Annotated in this window: 17 protein-coding genes; 11 read left to right on the top strand and 6 right to left on the bottom strand. The window is 43.4% G+C overall.

The window, feature by feature from the left end; translation table 11 throughout:
* Window positions 1-69 precede the first annotated feature (69 nt).
* Window positions 70-582, bottom strand: coding sequence for a DUF4269 domain-containing protein (locus ABD960_RS08310; protein WP_345330560.1), 513 nt, complete (start codon window positions 580-582; stop codon window positions 70-72).
* Between the two features lie 209 nt (window positions 583-791).
* On the opposite strand from ABD960_RS08310, the gene ABD960_RS08305 reads away from it, so the two are divergent.
* The 10 genes from ABD960_RS08305 (at window position 792) to ABD960_RS08260 (ending at window position 12,151) form a co-directional block, all read left to right on the top strand.
* Window positions 792-2,831 (top strand): ATP-binding protein, encoded by a 2,040-nt coding sequence (locus ABD960_RS08305; protein WP_345330559.1) that lies wholly within the window; start codon window positions 792-794, stop codon window positions 2,829-2,831.
* A gap of 69 nt (window positions 2,832-2,900) precedes the next feature.
* Window positions 2,901-3,284, top strand: coding sequence for an acyl-CoA thioesterase (locus ABD960_RS08300; protein WP_232175597.1), 384 nt, complete (start codon window positions 2,901-2,903; stop codon window positions 3,282-3,284).
* Window positions 3,285-3,306: 22 nt separating this feature from the next.
* Window positions 3,307-4,131 (top strand): MOSC domain-containing protein, encoded by an 825-nt coding sequence (locus tag ABD960_RS08295; protein ID WP_345330558.1) that lies wholly within the window; start codon window positions 3,307-3,309, stop codon window positions 4,129-4,131.
* 106 nt (window positions 4,132-4,237) lie between these two features.
* A complete protein-coding gene (locus ABD960_RS08290; RefSeq protein ID WP_345330557.1) occupies window positions 4,238-4,675 on the top strand; it encodes an RrF2 family transcriptional regulator in 438 nt (145 codons plus the stop codon).
* Between the two features lie 227 nt (window positions 4,676-4,902).
* Complete coding sequence (locus ABD960_RS08285) at window positions 4,903-6,993, top strand: nitrite reductase (RefSeq protein ID WP_345330556.1); 2,091 nt, start codon at window positions 4,903-4,905, stop codon at window positions 6,991-6,993.
* Window positions 6,993-7,769, top strand: a complete 777-nt coding sequence (cobA, locus tag ABD960_RS08280; RefSeq protein WP_345330555.1) for a uroporphyrinogen-III C-methyltransferase — start codon at window positions 6,993-6,995, stop codon at window positions 7,767-7,769. The genes ABD960_RS08285 and cobA overlap by 1 nt, the downstream gene beginning before the upstream one ends.
* The gene (locus tag ABD960_RS08275) at window positions 7,753-9,270 is read left to right on the top strand and encodes a TSUP family transporter (RefSeq protein ID WP_345330554.1); all 1,518 of its coding nucleotides are present in this window, start codon (window positions 7,753-7,755) and stop codon (window positions 9,268-9,270) included. Before cobA ends, ABD960_RS08275 begins: the two co-directional genes overlap by 17 nt.
* Window position 9,271: 1 nt before the next feature.
* Window positions 9,272-9,976 (top strand): phosphoadenylyl-sulfate reductase, encoded by a 705-nt coding sequence (locus ABD960_RS08270; RefSeq protein WP_345330553.1) that lies wholly within the window; start codon window positions 9,272-9,274, stop codon window positions 9,974-9,976.
* 14 nt (window positions 9,977-9,990) lie between these two features.
* Complete coding sequence (gene cysD, locus ABD960_RS08265) at window positions 9,991-10,899, top strand: sulfate adenylyltransferase subunit CysD (protein WP_345330552.1); 909 nt, start codon at window positions 9,991-9,993, stop codon at window positions 10,897-10,899.
* 1 nt (window position 10,900) lies between these two features.
* The gene (locus tag ABD960_RS08260) at window positions 10,901-12,151 is read left to right on the top strand and encodes a sulfate adenylyltransferase subunit 1 (protein ID WP_345330551.1); all 1,251 of its coding nucleotides are present in this window, start codon (window positions 10,901-10,903) and stop codon (window positions 12,149-12,151) included.
* Between the two features lie 178 nt (window positions 12,152-12,329).
* Here the strand turns inward: ABD960_RS08260 and ABD960_RS08255 are convergent, their stop codons facing one another.
* The 5 genes from ABD960_RS08255 to ABD960_RS08235 all read right to left on the bottom strand — a co-directional run bounded on the left by ABD960_RS08255 (window position 12,330) and on the right by ABD960_RS08235 (window position 16,318).
* Window positions 12,330-12,794 (bottom strand): hypothetical protein, encoded by a 465-nt coding sequence (locus ABD960_RS08255; RefSeq protein ID WP_345330550.1) that lies wholly within the window; start codon window positions 12,792-12,794, stop codon window positions 12,330-12,332.
* Between the two features lie 291 nt (window positions 12,795-13,085).
* Window positions 13,086-13,835 (bottom strand): menaquinone biosynthetic enzyme MqnA/MqnD family protein, encoded by a 750-nt coding sequence (locus ABD960_RS08250; RefSeq protein ID WP_345330549.1) that lies wholly within the window; start codon window positions 13,833-13,835, stop codon window positions 13,086-13,088.
* 7 nt (window positions 13,836-13,842) lie between these two features.
* Complete coding sequence (locus tag ABD960_RS08245; RefSeq protein WP_345330548.1) at window positions 13,843-14,463, bottom strand: histidine phosphatase family protein; 621 nt, start codon at window positions 14,461-14,463, stop codon at window positions 13,843-13,845.
* A gap of 101 nt (window positions 14,464-14,564) precedes the next feature.
* On the bottom strand, window positions 14,565-15,758 hold the full coding sequence (gene mqnE / locus ABD960_RS08240) for an aminofutalosine synthase MqnE (protein WP_345330547.1): 1,194 nt from the start codon (window positions 15,756-15,758) through the stop codon (window positions 14,565-14,567).
* A 134-nt stretch (window positions 15,759-15,892) separates the two neighbouring features.
* Window positions 15,893-16,318: a hypothetical protein gene (locus ABD960_RS08235; protein WP_345330546.1), complete on the bottom strand. Its 426-nt coding sequence runs from the start codon at window positions 16,316-16,318 to the stop codon at window positions 15,893-15,895.
* 54 nt (window positions 16,319-16,372) lie between these two features.
* Between ABD960_RS08235 and ABD960_RS08230 the strand changes: the two genes are divergently transcribed.
* The gene (locus ABD960_RS08230) at window positions 16,373-17,494 is read left to right on the top strand and encodes a trans-sulfuration enzyme family protein (RefSeq protein WP_345330545.1); all 1,122 of its coding nucleotides are present in this window, start codon (window positions 16,373-16,375) and stop codon (window positions 17,492-17,494) included.
* Window positions 17,495-17,501 lie beyond the last annotated feature (7 nt).

The raw sequence follows: 17,501 nt of genomic DNA, 5'->3' as shown, positions 1-17,501 counted from the left end.
TTTTACAAAAATACATTTTTAGTTTTTTAACCAATGTCACGTAAAAAACAAATACCAATTTAACAGCGGTTACAGCTCTAAATCAAGCAAAGCCCGGTACGGATCGCCCGTGAGGCCCAAAGCGATTGCAAACGCAGGCTCGGTTTTGTAACCAGCCTTTTTCAGGCAGATTACCCGGGTTCTAAGGTCATCTCCATGGATTTGTAATAACCGGTGCTCTATCAGCATGTGCCGGTAAGCATGTTGCATACGGGTTGGTTTGGCCTCACCATAAATCTCGATCTGAAAATTGTCAACCGTAAAATTTGCTACGACTGCGCTGCTTTTTACAATTAATTCGAAATTCTTGAACCCATTAAATAGTTCTGTAATATGTCCAGCAAAGCTGTCATGATCGTGGTAACAGCAAATTATATCAAGGTCACTGCTTTCAATGTTGACGGCTATAGGTACCGTACCGGTTAGTAATGGATCATAGTACTTAAGTAGATCCATGATATGATACCTGCTTAGCGTACCGTAGGCGCTTTTTTGAGCAGCGTTACCGTGTTGTAAATATCCAATATCATCAAAAATTTCCATACTCTATAGCCTGTTGGGATGGATAAAAGCCAAACATAATTAAGCGAATATATTTTTAAAACCACAACGCCAATTTAGCTGTTAAGTTATATTATTACTTCCGCCTGTTATTAATTACTAATTGTTTACATAAATTTGGATGTTATAACGATAATCTACACGTCTACTAACGCGTGCCGAATATTTATATATGCTATATTTTATTTAAGATGGATAACCCGACGTTAGCGTCAAAAAACAATATACACGATAGCCTGCTTCTGCAAGTGCTATCCTCCTCAACCTATGCTACTGCTATTTATGTGAGCGAACATCTCCATATAGGCTTCGTAAACGAAGGTATGCTCCGTTTGTGGGGTAAAGACCGGAGTGTTACAGGTAAAACGTTTGAGGAAGCTATTCCGGAGATTGCAGGCCAACCTTTTGCCAGCCTGCTCAAAAATGTATGGCATACAGGCAGAACATTTAAAGCCGAGAATACTCCTGCCGATTTAATTATTGACGGCGAGCTACAGACGTTATATTTTGACTTTGAATACCGCGCTATAAAAAGCGATACCGGCGATGTTTACAGCATTTTACATACCGCAGTTGACGTAACGGAAGAAGTAAGGCAGGGAAAGGTTATTGTTGAGAAGGAAAACCACGAACAGGAACTTTTTGAAGAACTTGCCGCCTCTAACGAAGAACTGACCGCCATAAACGAAGAGTACCTGGCTACTAATGAGGAACTTTCAGCAACTAACGAAGAGTTAACGGCTACAATTGAGGAACTGGCGCAATCACAAATGGAATTGCGTTACAGTAAGTCGAAGGTTGATCAGATACTGAATTCGCAAGCCGCCCCGGTAGTAGTTTTACAGGGGCCTGAACATATTGTAACCTCGGTCAATGAGGCGATACTTCGCTTTTGGAACCGTACAGCCGACCAGGTTTTAGGTAAACCGATGCTGGAGGTTTTTCCGGAGATGAAAGACCAGATTTTTCCAAGCCTGTGGAAACATGTGCTTGATACCGGCGAGCCCGTGGTAAAAAAGGAAATTGAAGTTTATTATAATCACCCTCAGGAAGGCGAACGCAGGTTTCTGGCAGACTTTCATTACCAGCCGCTGCTCGATCTGAACGGTAACGTAAACCGGGTGTTAGCTACCGTAATTGATAATACCGAGCGCGTGCTTAGCCGCAAGGCTATTGAAAAGGCTGAGGAGCAGTTACGCCTGGCTATCGAGTCATCCAAAATGGGGACGTGGAATATTGATGCGAAAACCTATGAGTTTTTACCTTCCATACGGATGAAGGGCTTCTTTGGTTACGATGAGGATGAATACATGAGCTATAACGATGCCCTGGCTTTAATTAGTGATGAACATCGTGACCGCGTGAAATCAGCCATGCGGAATGCCATTAATAAAGGCTTACCGTTTGATGAAGAATTCAGCCTAAAAGCCCGCGACAGCCAACAATTACGCTGGTTTAAGGCTACGGGCAAGCTTTACCAGGATAAACATGACGGTAACAAATATTTCTCGGGAACTTTGTTAGACGTTACGGAAGCTAAGGAAGACGATCTGCGCAAAAATGACTTCATCGGCATGGTCAGCCATGAACTTAAAACACCACTAACGTCATTAAACGCTTACCTGCAGATGCTTACCGCTAAGGCGCAAAAGGCAGACGATACTTTTACCGCGCAAGCCCTTGGCAAAGCAGGTACACAGGTAAAAAAAATGACATCGCTTATTAACGGTTTCCTTAATGTATCACGCCTTGAATCCGGGAAGATCTATCTCGAAAAGCAAACGTTTGACCTGGAACAATTGGTTGATGAGGTTGAGGACGAAATGAAACTGATACATACTACCCACCCTATCATATTCAATCGATGCAGTCCGGTTTTTGTTGAGGCTGACCGCGAAAAGATAGGCCAGGTGATCAATAACTATTTGAGCAACGCTATTAAGTACTCACCCAAAGGCAGCCCGATTGTTGTGGAATGTACCGAAACCGAAAACTGTGTTCGGGTAACTGTTAAAGATCAGGGTATAGGTATAAAAGCGCAGGACAAGCAAAAACTGTTTGATCGTTTTTACCGTGTAAGCAACAAGCAAACTCAAACTATCAGCGGATTTGGCATCGGCCTTTATCTTTGCGCCGAAATTGTCCGCCGGCATGGTGGCGATATCGGTGTTGAAAGCGAACCAGGCAAAGGCTCATCTTTTTATTTTGAGTTGCCTGCTATCGCTAAATAATACAATAATCTGTTTCAACAAAAACGCTTAATACCGTGCCCAAACGCGTGGTATTGTTATTTTTGCCGCATGGATATTGAAGAAAAAATTCAGCAGTCGGAAACGCGTATGTTCAGACCTATTTTTCCGGGCGCGACAAACCATTACGATACGCTGCACGGCGGCAACGCCATGTTTATGATGGATGAAGCCGCTTTTATGGCCGCAACGCGTTTCAGCCGTAAACGTATGGTTACCGTATCGTCTGATCGTATTGATTTTAATAAACCCATCCCGGCAGGCACCATTGTTGAACTGATTGCCCGGGTTATACATGTAGGCAACACCAGTTTAAAGGTATTGGTAGAGATTTTTATTGAGGAAATGTACTCCGAGCACCGCGAAAAAGCCATAACCGGTACATTTACCTTTGTAGCCATTGATGAGCATAAAAACCCGATAAAGGTTTTATAGATTACAACTGATAAATACAAGTATGTTTAAAATATCAGCCTTATATATCTATCCGGTAAAATCATTAGGCGGTATTCAGCTTCAACAGGCAGAGGTTACCGACCGCGGTTTTAGATTCGACCGTCGCTGGTTGCTTGTAGACAGTAAAAACCGGTTTATGACCCAACGCCATTTCTCGGCCATGGCTTTACTCAAGGTTGCTATCACACCCAATAGTTTGTTGATAACCTACACCCCGGATGCCGAAACGATACGCATACCATTTGAACCGCAAACAGATGATAAATTTGATGTCACTATTTGGGAGATCACCTGCCCGGCCATAAGGGTTAGTAACGAGGCGGATGAATGGTTCAGTACTAAACTGAATAAGAACTGCAAACTGGTATTTATGCCTGAAGATACCCATCGTAAGGTAGACCCAAGGTATGCACATAACGATGGAATCACGACCTTTGCTGATGACTATCCTTTTCTGCTGATCGGCGAAGAATCGCTGAACGACTTGAACGGTCGCCTGGCAGAGGCCCTGCCTATGAACCGGTTTCGCCCTAACATTGTATTTAGCGGTGGAGAGCCCTACGCTGAAGATTTATTTAATGAATTCAGCATTAATAGTATAAGGTTTCAGGGCGTTAAACTTTGCGCCAGGTGTGTAATGACGACCATTGACCAGGATACTGCCGTTAAGCACAAGGAACCGCTTAAAACACTGGCAGGCTATCGCCGTAAAGGGCAAAAAATAATGTTCGGGCAAAATCTGCTTCACGGCGGAACAGGTGTTATTCGCGTAGGTGATGCACTCGAGGTTATAAGTCAGCACACCGAAGAGCGTTTTTTGGTTTAACAGCCGGTTATGTTTTTTCAAAGGATTACTGTCAGCAAATTATTACCCTATAAAAAAGATATTCTTTATATATAACATATATCTTTGCGAATTGTATCTTTAAACGATGCTGTCGAAAAAAACTAAGTACGCTATCAAAGCATTGGTTGTTCTGGGCAAAAATACAGACAAGCCACCCATGCAAATCTCAAAAATTGCAGAGGAAGAACGCATACCCAAAAAATTTCTGGAACAAATATTACTCGACCTGCGCAACGCGGGCTTTTTGTACAGTAAGAAAGGTGCGGGCGGCGGCTACAGCCTGAATAAAGACCCTAAGGATATTTTTTTAGTAAGCATTATGCGCATAACCGACGGCCCTATTGCCATGGTGCCATGTGCAAGCCTCAACTTTTACCACAAATGCGACGAATGCCACCAGGAAACTACCTGCGGCATACGCAGTGTTTTTGTTGATGTACGCGATGCTACGCTCAAAATACTCTCAGAAACCAGCATTGCTGATATTATAGCGCGCGAAAACACTTTGATAACCAGCCTGTAATGTGGATAACAAATTCATATTAATGCAATTTTGACTTAAAGTCTATTATTTCCGTATAGAATATATATATTTGTGACATTATGAAAATTACTTATATTTATATGCAACTGATGTACTGCTGCTGTCAGCGTGCAAATGTTAGGCTATAAGTATAAATAAGCGATATTAACGCCTCTTTAGCCACAAGCAAAAGGGGCTTTTTTATAAATAACCACCAAATTCTCGTTATGCAAAGCTTCAGAACAGAACTGGAGAATCCTGTAGTTGAAAAAGATATTATAGACCTTGAACGGAAGATACGCCTGTTCAGGGAAGGTAAGATACACGATGAAAAGTTCAGGAGCCTGCGCCTTGCGCGTGGGGTTTACGGTCAGCGCCAGCCGGGTGTGCAAATGGTACGTATTAAGCTGCCATTTGGTAAAGTTACCTTTAAGCAGTTGCTTACTATTGCCGATATATCTGATGAATACGGCAGCGGCAACCTGCACCTTACTACCCGTCAGGATATTCAGATACATTATGTAAGTCTTGACCGTACGCCCGAGCTTTGGGCAAGGCTTGAGCAGGACGATATTACCCTGCGCGAAGCATGCGGTAATACCGTACGTAACGTAACGGCTGCCCCTACCGCGGGTATAGACCCAAAGGAGCCATTTGATGTATCGCCGTACGCGCATGCCACTTTTGAGTACTTTTTACGTAATCCTATCTGCCAGGAAATGGGCCGTAAGTTCAAAATGTCGTTCTCGGCTACAGATAGCGATGAGGCTTTTAGCTATATACATGACCTGGGTTTCATCCCCAAGGTGAATGCTCAGGGCGAACGCGGCTTTAAAGTATTACTGGCAGGCGGACTCGGCGCACAACCTTTTCTGGCAAGCGCTGTAGATGAGTTTTTGCCTGAAGATCAACTCATTCCATACATAGAATCTGTTATTCGTGTATTTGATCGCTATGGCGAACGTAACAATCGCAACAAGGCCCGTTTAAAATATTTGGTGCAAAAGTTAGGTTTAGATGAAGTTTTACGCCTGGCAAAGGAAGAGCGTGTAGCCAACAAGGTAAAAACGTACCCGATTAACCGCGAAGCGCTCCCCCAGCCAGCTATACCTGATACCACTGTTTACGCTGATGTACAACCCGTAAACCCGTTGCGTTATGAGCAATGGCTGGCTACTAATGTATTTGAACAAAAGCAGGAAGGCTTTTATGGAGTTTATATTAAAGTACCTGTAGGCGATATCGATACAGCCACCGCACGCAAACTGGTTGATATTTTAAAACCGTTGGTTGCTGATGAATTACGCATCACCCAAAACCAAGGGCTGTTATTAAAATACGTACGCAAAGAAGCTTTAACCGCTTTATACAACGGCCTGACCGAATTGGAACTATCAGCGCCGGGTTTTGATAGCGTGGCCGATGTAACCACCTGTCCGGGTACTGATACCTGTAACCTGGGAATCTCCAACAGCATGACCATGGCTCGTGTACTCGAGAATGTGATCTACACCGAGTATGAAGACTTTATTTATAACCGCGAGATCAAGATTAAGATTAGTGGTTGTATGAATTCATGTGGGCAGCATGGTTTGGCACATATTGGCCTGCATGGCAGCTCGCTAAAGGCCGGAACAAAAGTATTGCCTTCGGTACAAGTGATGCTTGGCGGCGGTACAGTTGGCAATGGCGTTGGCCGTGTAGCTGAACGTGTGGTTAAGGTACCTGCAAAAAGGGCTACCAGCGTTTTACGCTCGTTATTGGATGATTACAAAGCAAATTCCATTACCGACGAAACTTATCACGGCTACTATGACCGCCAGGGTAAGGATTATTTTTACCGTTTGCTGAAACCACTTGCAGACCTGACTACCTTAACAGAAGAAGAGTTTGTTGACTGGGGACACGAGGAAACATTTGTTACCGCCATTGGTGTAGGTGAATGTGCCGGTGTGGTTATCGACCTGGTGGCTACATTATTATTCGAATCCGAAGAAAAACTGGGTTGGGCCAATGATGCTTATGCCGAAAGCCGTTGGGCTGATGCTATTTATCACGCTTATAGCGTATTTGTAAGTTCGGCTAAAGCGTTGTTGCTTGATAAGAGTATTAACAGCAGCACACAGGCGGGCGTAATCAATGAGTTTGATGCGCAATACGTAGATTCCGGAGAGTTTAATTTAATCGGTTCGTTTAACGATTTGGTTTTACAGATCAACAAAAACGAACCATCTGAGGAGTTCGCCACCGCTTATTTAGCACAGGCAACTCAATTTTTAAATGATAGCAAGGCAAAAAGGGAGGCTTTGGTAAAATAATGATAAACAACACACAAGATATTACGCCACGCATTACCTTAGTAGGTGCTGGTCCCGGCGATGCGGATCTGATCACCATAAAAGGTATCAAAGCACTTCAAACTGCTGATGTGATTTTATATGACGCTTTAGTAAACGATGAATTGCTCGACCTTGCTCCTGCGCACTCAATCAAAGTTTACGTAGGCAAACGTTCAGGCGATCAAACACATTCTCAAGCCAGCATCAATCAATTAATGGTTGATTATGCTTTTAATTATGGCCATGTGGTTCGCCTTAAAGGTGGCGATCCATTTGTATTCGGTCGTGGATTTGAGGAAATTGAATTTGCAGCACAGCATAATATACAGGCGCAGGTTGTTCCGGGTATTTCAAGTTCCATTGGCGTACCCGAGTTACAACAGATCCCCGTTACACATCGTGGTTTAAGCGAAAGCTTTTGGGTGGTTACCGGCACTACCGCCAACGGTAAAATATCATCAGATTTGATTGATGCCTCAAAAAGCAAGGCTACCGTAGTGGTGCTAATGGGTATACATAAATTGGCTGAAATTACCGAAGTGTTTAAGGCCGAAGGTAAAAGCAGTTTACCCGCGGCGGTAATTCAAAGCGGTACTACTGTTAATGAGAAAATAGCCATAGGCACTGTTGATACCATAGTTGCTGCCGTAGCCGAAAAGCAAATCAGTTCGCCCGCGCTTATCGTGTTCGGCGAGGTGGTATCGCTTCATCCGGAATTTAAAACGATCAAAGCATTGTATGACACAGTTGCCTGAAGATAATAGCGTAAAACCTGTTGAACAGGATAAAGACAGAGGGAATCAACTTTTCCCGGTTTTTATCAAGCTCAATAACTTGCATACGGTGCTTATTGGTGCCGGCAATGTTGGCTTGGAAAAGCTGACGGCCGTACTCAAAAATAGTCCGCGTGCCAGGGTTACCGTTATCGCCAGGACAATACTACCTGAAATTCATGCGCTGGCGTCAAAGTACGCAGGTGTGCAGGTGGTAAATAAAAGCTTTGCTGAATATGACCTGAACACCGCCGATTTGGTTATCGCCGCTACCGACGACAGCGACCTGAACAATTATATTTGCCAGGCCGCGCATGATCGTAAATTGCTGGTCAATGTTGCTGATAAACCCGACCTGTGCGATTTCTATCTGAGTTCTATCGTCCAAAAAGGTGATCTTAAGATCGCTATTTCTACCAATGGCAAGTCGCCTACAGTGGCTAAGCGAATAAAGGAATTCCTTAACCGTGAGATACCGGATGAAATAGATGACACCTTACAGCAAATGAGTGAGTTAAGAAATTCACTTAAAGGAGATTTTGCCTATAAGGTGCGCAAATTAAACGAAGCGACGGCTGTATTAGTTGAATCCAAAAAAGCTAAGCCAGACAATAAGATGTTTGTACGCTGGCTGATCTGGCTAACATCAATAGCGGCTGTGGGCATAAGTGTAGTGTCGCTTTGGTACCGCGAACCGGCATTCCAGAATTATGTAGAGAACATTGACCCGATGTTCTATTATTTCCTGGGCGCTGGTTTTGTGTTTTCAATGATAGACGGCGCTATAGGCATGTCATACGGGGTAACATCTACCACGTTTTCATTATCAATGGGTGTCCCGCCGGCATCGGCAAGTATGGCGGTGCATTTGTCGGAAGTATTAAGCAATGGTATTGCCGGTTGGATGCATTACCGTATGGGTAATGTAAACTGGAAACTATTCAAGCTACTGCTTATCCCGGGTATTATTGGTGCGGTAACAGGTGCTTATCTCTTGTCATCGCTGGAGCATTATGCGCATTATACCAAGCCGTTTGTATCATTATATACATTAATATTAGGTTTGGTTATCTTGTCAAAAGCCTTCAACCGTAAGCCCAAAAAATCGGCTGATAAGATCAAAAAAATATCACTGCTGGGTTTAGGCGGTGGCTTTATTGATGCTGTTGGCGGAGGCGGCTGGGGCTCCATCGTGCTATCAACATTAATAGCGGGTGGCCGTAACGCGCGTTTCTCCTTAGGCACAGTAAAACTGTCGAGGTTTTTTATTGCGTTAATGAGTTCGCTAACCTTTGTAACCATGCTTAACAGTGGGCATTGGCATGCGGTGGCGGGGCTGATCATTGGTAGCGCCGCTGCATCGCCTATCGCGGCAAAAATATCCAATAAAATATCTACCAAGGTAATTATGGTGGCCGTAGGTGTAATAGTAGTGGCTATTAGCCTGCGCAGCATTGTCAATTTTATTATTAAGGTGATTTGAGATGAGTGAGTTGATTAATTATATAAAAGAAGATATTAGCGGACTTGAACCTGTGGAGGCGCTGCGCAAATTAGCGGAACAATTCCCGGGAGAGGTGGTTTTTTCAACCAGTTTTGGCTGGGAAGATCAGGTGATTACCCACATGATCTTCACCAATGACCTGCCGATAAAAATATTTACACTTGAAACAGGGCGGATATTCCCTGAAACCTATTACGTTTGGAACCGCACTATGGAAATGTATGGCAAACCGATATTTGCCTACTACCCTAACCATTCACTGGTTGAGGCGATGGTAAACCAAAAAGGACCAAGCAGTTTTTATGAGTCGGTTGAAAACCGTAAGGAATGCTGCGGCATCCGCAAGATAGAACCCTTAAAACGTGCCCTTGCAGGCAACAAATGCTGGGTAACCGGTATCCGTGCCGATCAATCCGCTAACCGTCAGCATATGGATAACCTGGAATGGGACGAGGTTAACAATATACTCAAGTACCATCCTATTTATAGCTGGGCTTTGGATGATGTAAAGGCATACATCAAGCGATACAACGTACCGTACAATACATTGCATGACAGGGGTTTCCCGAGCATTGGCTGCCAGCCATGCACCCGCGCCGTACAAGAGGGCGAAGATTTTCGCGCCGGACGCTGGTGGTGGGAAGATCAAAGTAAGAAAGAATGCGGCCTTCATGCCGTAAAATAATATATAACCACCAAATGAGTACTAATAACCACCTGGATTACTTAGATGAGCTTGAAGCAGAAGCGATATACATTCTGCGTGAGGTGGCGGGGCAATTTGAAAAGCCCGCGCTGCTTTTTTCGGGCGGTAAGGATTCTATCACCCTGGTACGATTGGCTGAAAAAGCGTTTCGTCCGGGTAAATTTCCATTTCCGCTGGTACATATCGATACCGGACATAATTTTGTTGAAACCATTGACTACCGCGACCGGATGATTGAACGCCTTGGCGAAAAACTGATCATCGGTCACGTTCAGGATTCGATAAATGAAGGTAAGGTAGTTGAACAAAAAGGCAAAAATGCCAGTCGCAACGCCTTACAAACCGTTACATTGCTTGATACAATTGCCAAACATCAATTTGATGCCTGCATTGGCGGCGCCCGTCGTGATGAGGAGAAAGCCCGCGCTAAAGAGCGTATCTTTTCGGTACGTGATGAATTTGGCCAGTGGGACCCAAAACGCCAACGACCTGAGTTATGGAACCTGTACAACGGTAAAATACACAAAGGCGAAAACGTAAGGGTGTTCCCGATCAGTAACTGGACCGAACTCGATGTTTGGAACTACATCCGTCGCGAAAAGATAGAACTCCCTTCCATATATTTTGCACACGAGCGTGATTGTATCACCCGCAATGGCCAGTTAATGGCTGCCTCTCCTTTCCTCAACATGGATGAAGAGGATGTTGTAGAGCGCAGAAACGTACGTTTTCGTACCGTGGGCGATATGACCTGTACAGCAGCTGTTGAATCATATGCTTATCATATTGATGACATCATCAACGAGATCAGCGAATCAAAAATAAGCGAACGCGGCGCACGTATGGACGACAAGGTATCAGAAGCGGCAATGGAAGACCGCAAGAAAGGAGGCTATTTTTAATATGGATATTTTAAAGTTTATAACCGCCGGCAGTGTTGATGATGGTAAAAGCACCCTTATCGGCCGCCTGTTGTATGATAGTGAAGCGATCTTAGCCGATCAGCTAGAGGCGCTGCATGCCTCAAACCGTAAAAATGATGATGGTACCATCGATCTGGCCATCCTTACCGACGGCCTTAAAGCCGAGCGAGAGCAAGGCATTACCATTGATGTGGCTTACAAATATTTTAATACCGATAAGCGCAAATTCATCATTGCAGATGCACCCGGCCATATACAATATACCCGTAACATGGTTACAGGCGCAAGCAACGCCGGTTTGGCCATTATCCTGATCGACGCGCGCAAGGGCGTTATCGAGCAAACTATCCGTCACTCTTTCCTGGTATCCTTATTAGGCATTCCGCAGGTGGTGGTTTGTGTAAATAAAATGGATATGCTTAATTATGATGAGGAAGCTTACAATAAGATAGTGGGCGATTATGAAGCTCTTGCGAAAAAAGTTGAATTAAGCAGCGTTAAGTTTATACCTGTCAGCGCTTTAAAAGGTGACAATATTGTTTATAAATCATTTAACATGCCTTGGTATGCGGGTGAAAGCCTGCTTACTTATCTTGAAAACGTAGACATAAAGGTTGATGTAAAAGCGTCACACGCACGCCTGCCGGTGCAGTGGGTTATACGCCCGCAAACTGATGAACTGCATGATTACCGTGGTTATGCAGGACGGGTGGCAAGCGGCACTTTCAGGGTGAATGATCAGGTTACTGTTTTGCCATCAGGCTTTACAAGCACAATTTCAAAAATTGAACAACTGGACAGGGAGCCGGTGGAAGCTATTACGGGCATGTCAGTAACTATACACCTGGCAGACGATATTGATATAAGCCGTGGCGATTTGCTGGTAAGCAGTGCCGCGCAGCCGCAGGTAGCTCAATTAATTGAGGTCGACTTATGCTGGATGGATACCCGGCCGCTGGATGTTACGCATACTTACCTGGTACAGCACAACAGTAAGGTAACAAAATGCCGTATAAGTGAAGTATTGTATAAGGTGAATATCAACACACTTGAAAAACAGTACGACGAAGAATTTAAATTGAATGATATTGGCCGTATTGTTATAAAAACTGCGGATCCTTTAGCTTTCGACCCATATCAACTCAATAAGGCAAACGGCGGTGCCATTATAATTGATAGCCGTACTAATGTAACCGTAGGTGCGCTCATGCTGCGTTCTGCGGTGGATTAGTTTGAGCAATAGAAATTAGTGAGCAGTGATTAGAGAACAGTCTGTCTGATTTTTAATCACTTTTTTTGCGTCTGATTTTTTGTAAAATCAGTTATAAACAAACCTGGAATTAAACACAAAAAAAGGCTGCAACCAATTAAGGTGCAGCCTCTTTGCTATATATGTTATGGGTTGTAGCTTATTTTACTTGTTGAAAGTAATAAACCGCTGAAGTTGGCGCAACACGTACTAAAATTTCGTCTTTGCTGCTTTTTAAATCTACAAAGTGCTGGATGCCATCACCAGAGTTTAATTCAATTACCTGACCTACAGTATAACCTTTGTAACGGTTGGCAATTTCTTTTTGCGCGCGTGCCGAAATGGCTTTGTAAGCAACTTGTTTGGTTGTACCCATGTATTCACCATTCAGATTGTAAAAAGCGGTCATTTTAACACCGTCTAAAGTAAACTCTGCTTTTTGAGTAGTTTCGGTTACAGTCCAGGTAACATTTTCAGCATCGCGGAAATCAGATTTGAACTGGTTAACAACGGCGTAAGATACGTTTGCGTTTTTGTCGTCGTCCTCTTTAACTTTTTTATCGGCTGCGTAAGCACCTGTAATTAATAAACCGATAATTGCTGGTATAACTAATAACTTTTTCATTGTCTTGTTGTGTTAAATTTTAAATCCACAACAAATATCCAACATAATTATTAATTATTTAAATTATGGACAATTATTATAAATTATTCATAATTAAGTTTATTTAATTTTAAATATTTAAAAATTTAAGCCATTAGATAGTGTAAGTTTTACAATATCTTAATTTTTATTGCAATCTAATAGTGTATATAGTACAATAAGCTTGTCGTCAAAATGTCATAAATGGATTAGGTTAACAGTTTTAGCAGGTGATTTATCGCAGGAAGCATAGGCTTTAAATAGAGAAGGACACTATCTATCCAGTTTCCGGATAAGATCGAGGAACAGGAAAAGGGCTTCCCGCTTTTTGTCTGTCAAATCATAATCTATCTTATTCAACAAATAATCCTCAATATCAAAGTCATTCCGGTGAGGCAACACTTTAAATAACGATAGCCTGTTTTCTAAACCGAACTTTAAAGCCTTGTTAAACTCCTTTACAAAATCAGCAGACATGGGTTTGTTAGCTATCCAGGCGGCGAACACAAACGGCAGGCCCGTAAACTTTTGCCACTCTTCAGCCAAATCATACGCGTATGGGTATTGCTCCGCCTTGCCAAAAGTCCGGTCGCCTATTTGTACAAATGCCGTATAAGGGTCTGAAGGTGTGGCGTAATCTGGAGCATCAGTAATAAGTTCCGGATCGATCTTCCAAAAGTTTTTAAGCAGCACCCGGGCCAGGTTATTTGAGCTGCGCGATTGCGGATCAAGCTGTACGCGCTTAACCTCATGTATATCGCAATTGCTGAATATAAACACCGAAGCGACCGCACCATTGGCGCCAATACAATAGTCGGACACGATATGCCACTCGGGCATATTTAAAGTGGCGGCAACTGGTATCAGGCCGATGTCCGCTCTGTCGTCAATCAGCTTTTGGGCACAATCTGCCGGTATATCTAAACTAAGTTCAATTTTATCAACAAAGTCGGTATGCTGTATACCATATATAAAAGGCGTGGTGTTAGTGTAGCTAACCGCCGAAATTCTAATCTTTTTCACAGATACTTCAAGCCTGCTTTAAGTGCAGGGAATTATTAAAATCAACAATTTCAAATTTTTGCCCGTCATAGGTAACTTTATACAACACCAAATTTTGGTGCGGAAAACTGTCCATTTCGGTAAGCGGGCGCTCGGTTAGCAAACACATTAGTAAACGCATGGCCCGGCCGTGCATACATACTAAAACATTCTTTTCTTCAGGATGAGATAAGATTACCTTTATCGCTTCCTGCTGCCTTAACTTAACCTCGTTAGGGCTTTCACCGCCCTCTATCTTAGCATCAAGGTTACCGTCAAGCCAGTTACGCATCAGGTCTAAAAATGCCGCTTTATTTTCGGGTGTACTGGTCTGGCCTTCCAGCCTGCCCCAGGCCAATTCGTCTAATCCGGCAAGTTTTTCAAAAGGAATATCCAGATCAATGAATTTTTGGATGCTTTGCTGGGTACGCTTTAGTTCAGAAATATAGATCTTATCAAAAGGAACTTGCTTATAAGCCTCATAAAATAAGGCGGCCTGTGCCCGTCCTTCGTCGTTCAAATCAGTGTTCATCCCCCGCCCCTGCACAATCCCCTGCTTATTCAGATCGGTTTGCCCATGGCGGACAATGTATAGTGTTTTTTGTATCATTCTTTCTTTGAGCTGAAAGCGATTTTAGCCTAAAGCTTATATTCTTTTGTAAAATCAGCTATGAGCTTTTACCTTTTCGCTTTCACCTTTCTTCTTTAACCTCAATTAACCACCGGGAGTTTATAAAACTTAGGTTTGATCTCTTCGGCAAACACATGGTCTTTAAAATCGGTAACTACGTTGTATAACGTATCACGTTCAATTGGGTGGCGGCCAACTTGTTTTATCAGCTCGACCAACTCCTTAGTGCTCATGGCCGGGTGCTGCTCTTCTGCACCAGCCATGGAGTATATTTTCGTGGTATCATCAAGTGTACCATCAATATCGTCCACCCCAAAGTTCAATGAAAGCTGCGCGGTGTTCCTGCTGATCATGGCCCAGTAAGCCTTTATATGATCAAAATTATCCAGGTAAATACGCGCGATGGCGTAATTACGCAGATCTTCCAGCGCAGTTGATTCCGGCACATCAGACATCTGGTTATCCTGGTTGCGGAATTTTAGCGGGATAAACGTTTGGAAACCGCCAGTTTTATCCTGTAATTGGCGCAGGCGCTCCATATGGTCAACCCGGTGCCAGTACCTTTCAATATGCCCGTACAGCATGGTAGCGTTTGAGCGCATGCCCAGTTTATGCCATTCCTCGTGTATTTGCAACCACTGGTCGCCGGTACATTTGTCTTTAGCGATCAGGTCACGCACTTCCGGATGAAATATCTCCGCGCCACCACCCGGCATTGATTCCAATCCGGCATCCTTCATCAGTTGCATACCGGTGGCGTAATCAATTTTAGCTTTTTTGAATATATAATGGTACTCAACAGGCGTTAAGGCCTTTACATGCAGATCTGGACGATGCTGCTTGATGCGGGTAAAAAGTTCGGTGTAAAAAGGCAGATCATATTGCGGCAATACACCGCCTACTATATGTACTTCGGTAACCGGCTCGTTATCGTATTTCTTCACTATGTCGAGCATTTCGTCCATAGTATACTCCCACCCCTCGCCACGCTGTTTTATCAGGCGCGAGTAAGAGCAGAATTTACAATCGTACACACATAAATTAGTGGGCTCAATATGAAAGTTACGGTTAAAATAAGTTTTATCGCCGTGTTTGGCGTTGCGTATATAATTCGCTAAAGTGCCAAGATAGCCGAGTTCAGCTTTTTCATATAACAGCACACCCTCGTCAAAGCTGATGCGTTGCAGGTTGAGTACCTTTTGTGCAATGTCTTTTAAATCAGCAGATAAGTTAGTATCATTCAGTAATACCTGTAAACTATCTGAGTTTTGCATTCAATAAAAGTTTTACCAAAGGTAGTAAAATGTGCAAAACTTATCGTTAAACCAGCTCCCTTATTCCTTAAAGAACGCTGTAATTGACATTGTTTTTACATAGGCGTTGCCACATGCATTAGCTATGAGCAGCTTTAGTTTTTCCTTTTAACATAGGTTGATGAAAAGCCATCGTTTACATTATCAGCCAGTATAATAGTGTCCTTAACCATTTTGGTAACAACAAGCGGAATTTCATTTTCACTATTGTCCGGCTTAATAATATAAAGTGAATCAGCGGAGTAGATTGTTTTGTCTTTTACCAACGAGAAATGATAACCCCGGGTCGCTTCGTTGTTCTTAAAAAACAGCAGTTCATCATCTTTAAACTCTAGATGTAATATATAACGGGCGGTTTCGGGTGTGATAGTTACTCCGGCGAAGCCGCCTGTGGTTTTCTTCCAGTCCCATGCGCCCTTCAGGTTTGCTAAACTGATACTTTCCGTCTCAATGGGTAGCTTAGCTGTTTTACATGAAAATAAAGTTAGAACTGCTAAAAAAGCAATTATTGCATTTTTCATTATCCGGATTTTTTATCAATACGTACATTTACCGCGCAACGCTACGAATATACTATGAAGATCGAAACCATTGCCATACATGCCGGCAACCATCCAGATAAAGCCTCGGGGTTAGTTATACAACCCATCACCACATCAACAACCTTTACCCGAAATGCTGAAGGTGAATATCCGTCAGGGCATATATACAGCCGTTCGTCAAACCCTAACCGGACATCCTTAGAGCATGTTTTGGCACAACTTGAGGGTGGCGTTGATGCGGCGGCATTTTCATCAGGCAACGCGGCGGGCATGGCCGTGTTTCAGTCATTACAACCGGGCACACACATTATTTTGCCTGATGATATGTACCATGGCCTGCGCAACCAGGTAAAAAACTTGTTTGCCGGCATTTTAGAGTTCGATTTTATTGATGTGAATGATGAAACGGTTTTACAACAGCACATCAAACCAAATACAGGTATTATCTGGATTGAGACACCATCAAACCCGCTGTTAAAACTTACCGATATAAAAAAAGTGGTTAGCATAGCTCATGCTAAAGGTATAATAGTAGTGTGCGATAACACCTTTGCGACACCTATATGCCAGCAACCGCTTATATTGGGCGCCGACCTGGTGATGCACTCCTGCACTAAATATTTTGGTGGCCACAGCGATTTAATGGGCGGCGCGCTGATAACTGCTAAGAAAGATGATTGGTGGCAAAAAATCCGCCAGGTGCAAGAAATGGGCGGCGCTATCCCCTCGCCCACAGATTGCTATTATTTAGTGCGCAGCTTAAAAACTTTACCTTACAGAGTACGCGGCCATGTTAGCAACGCGCAACACCTTGCCGAATTTTTAGAACGACATCCAAAAGTTGAGCAGGTAATGTACCCGGGACTTGTATCGCATCCGCAGCATGAGTTGGCATCAACGCAAATGAGTTTGTACGGCGGCATGCTGTCTTTCCTGGTAAAAGGCGGGCAAAACGAAGCTGGCAGAGTAATTAACGCCCTGAATTTATTTACCCAGGCAACCAGTTTAGGCGGGGTTGAAAGTTTAATAGAGCATCGTGCGCTGGTGGAAGGTCCGGATACTAAAACGCCTTTTAATTTACTCAGGGTATCTGTCGGCTTAGAGCATATTGACGATTTGATAGCCGATATGAAACAGGCTTTAGAAAGTTTTTAGCAATAAA

The sequence above is a fragment of the Mucilaginibacter defluvii genome (assembly GCF_039543225.1).
Lineage (GTDB): Bacteria > Bacteroidota > Bacteroidia > Sphingobacteriales > Sphingobacteriaceae > Mucilaginibacter > Mucilaginibacter defluvii.
The sequence above is the reverse complement of the archived record's forward strand: the minus strand, read 5'-3'. Positions and strand labels throughout refer to the sequence as shown.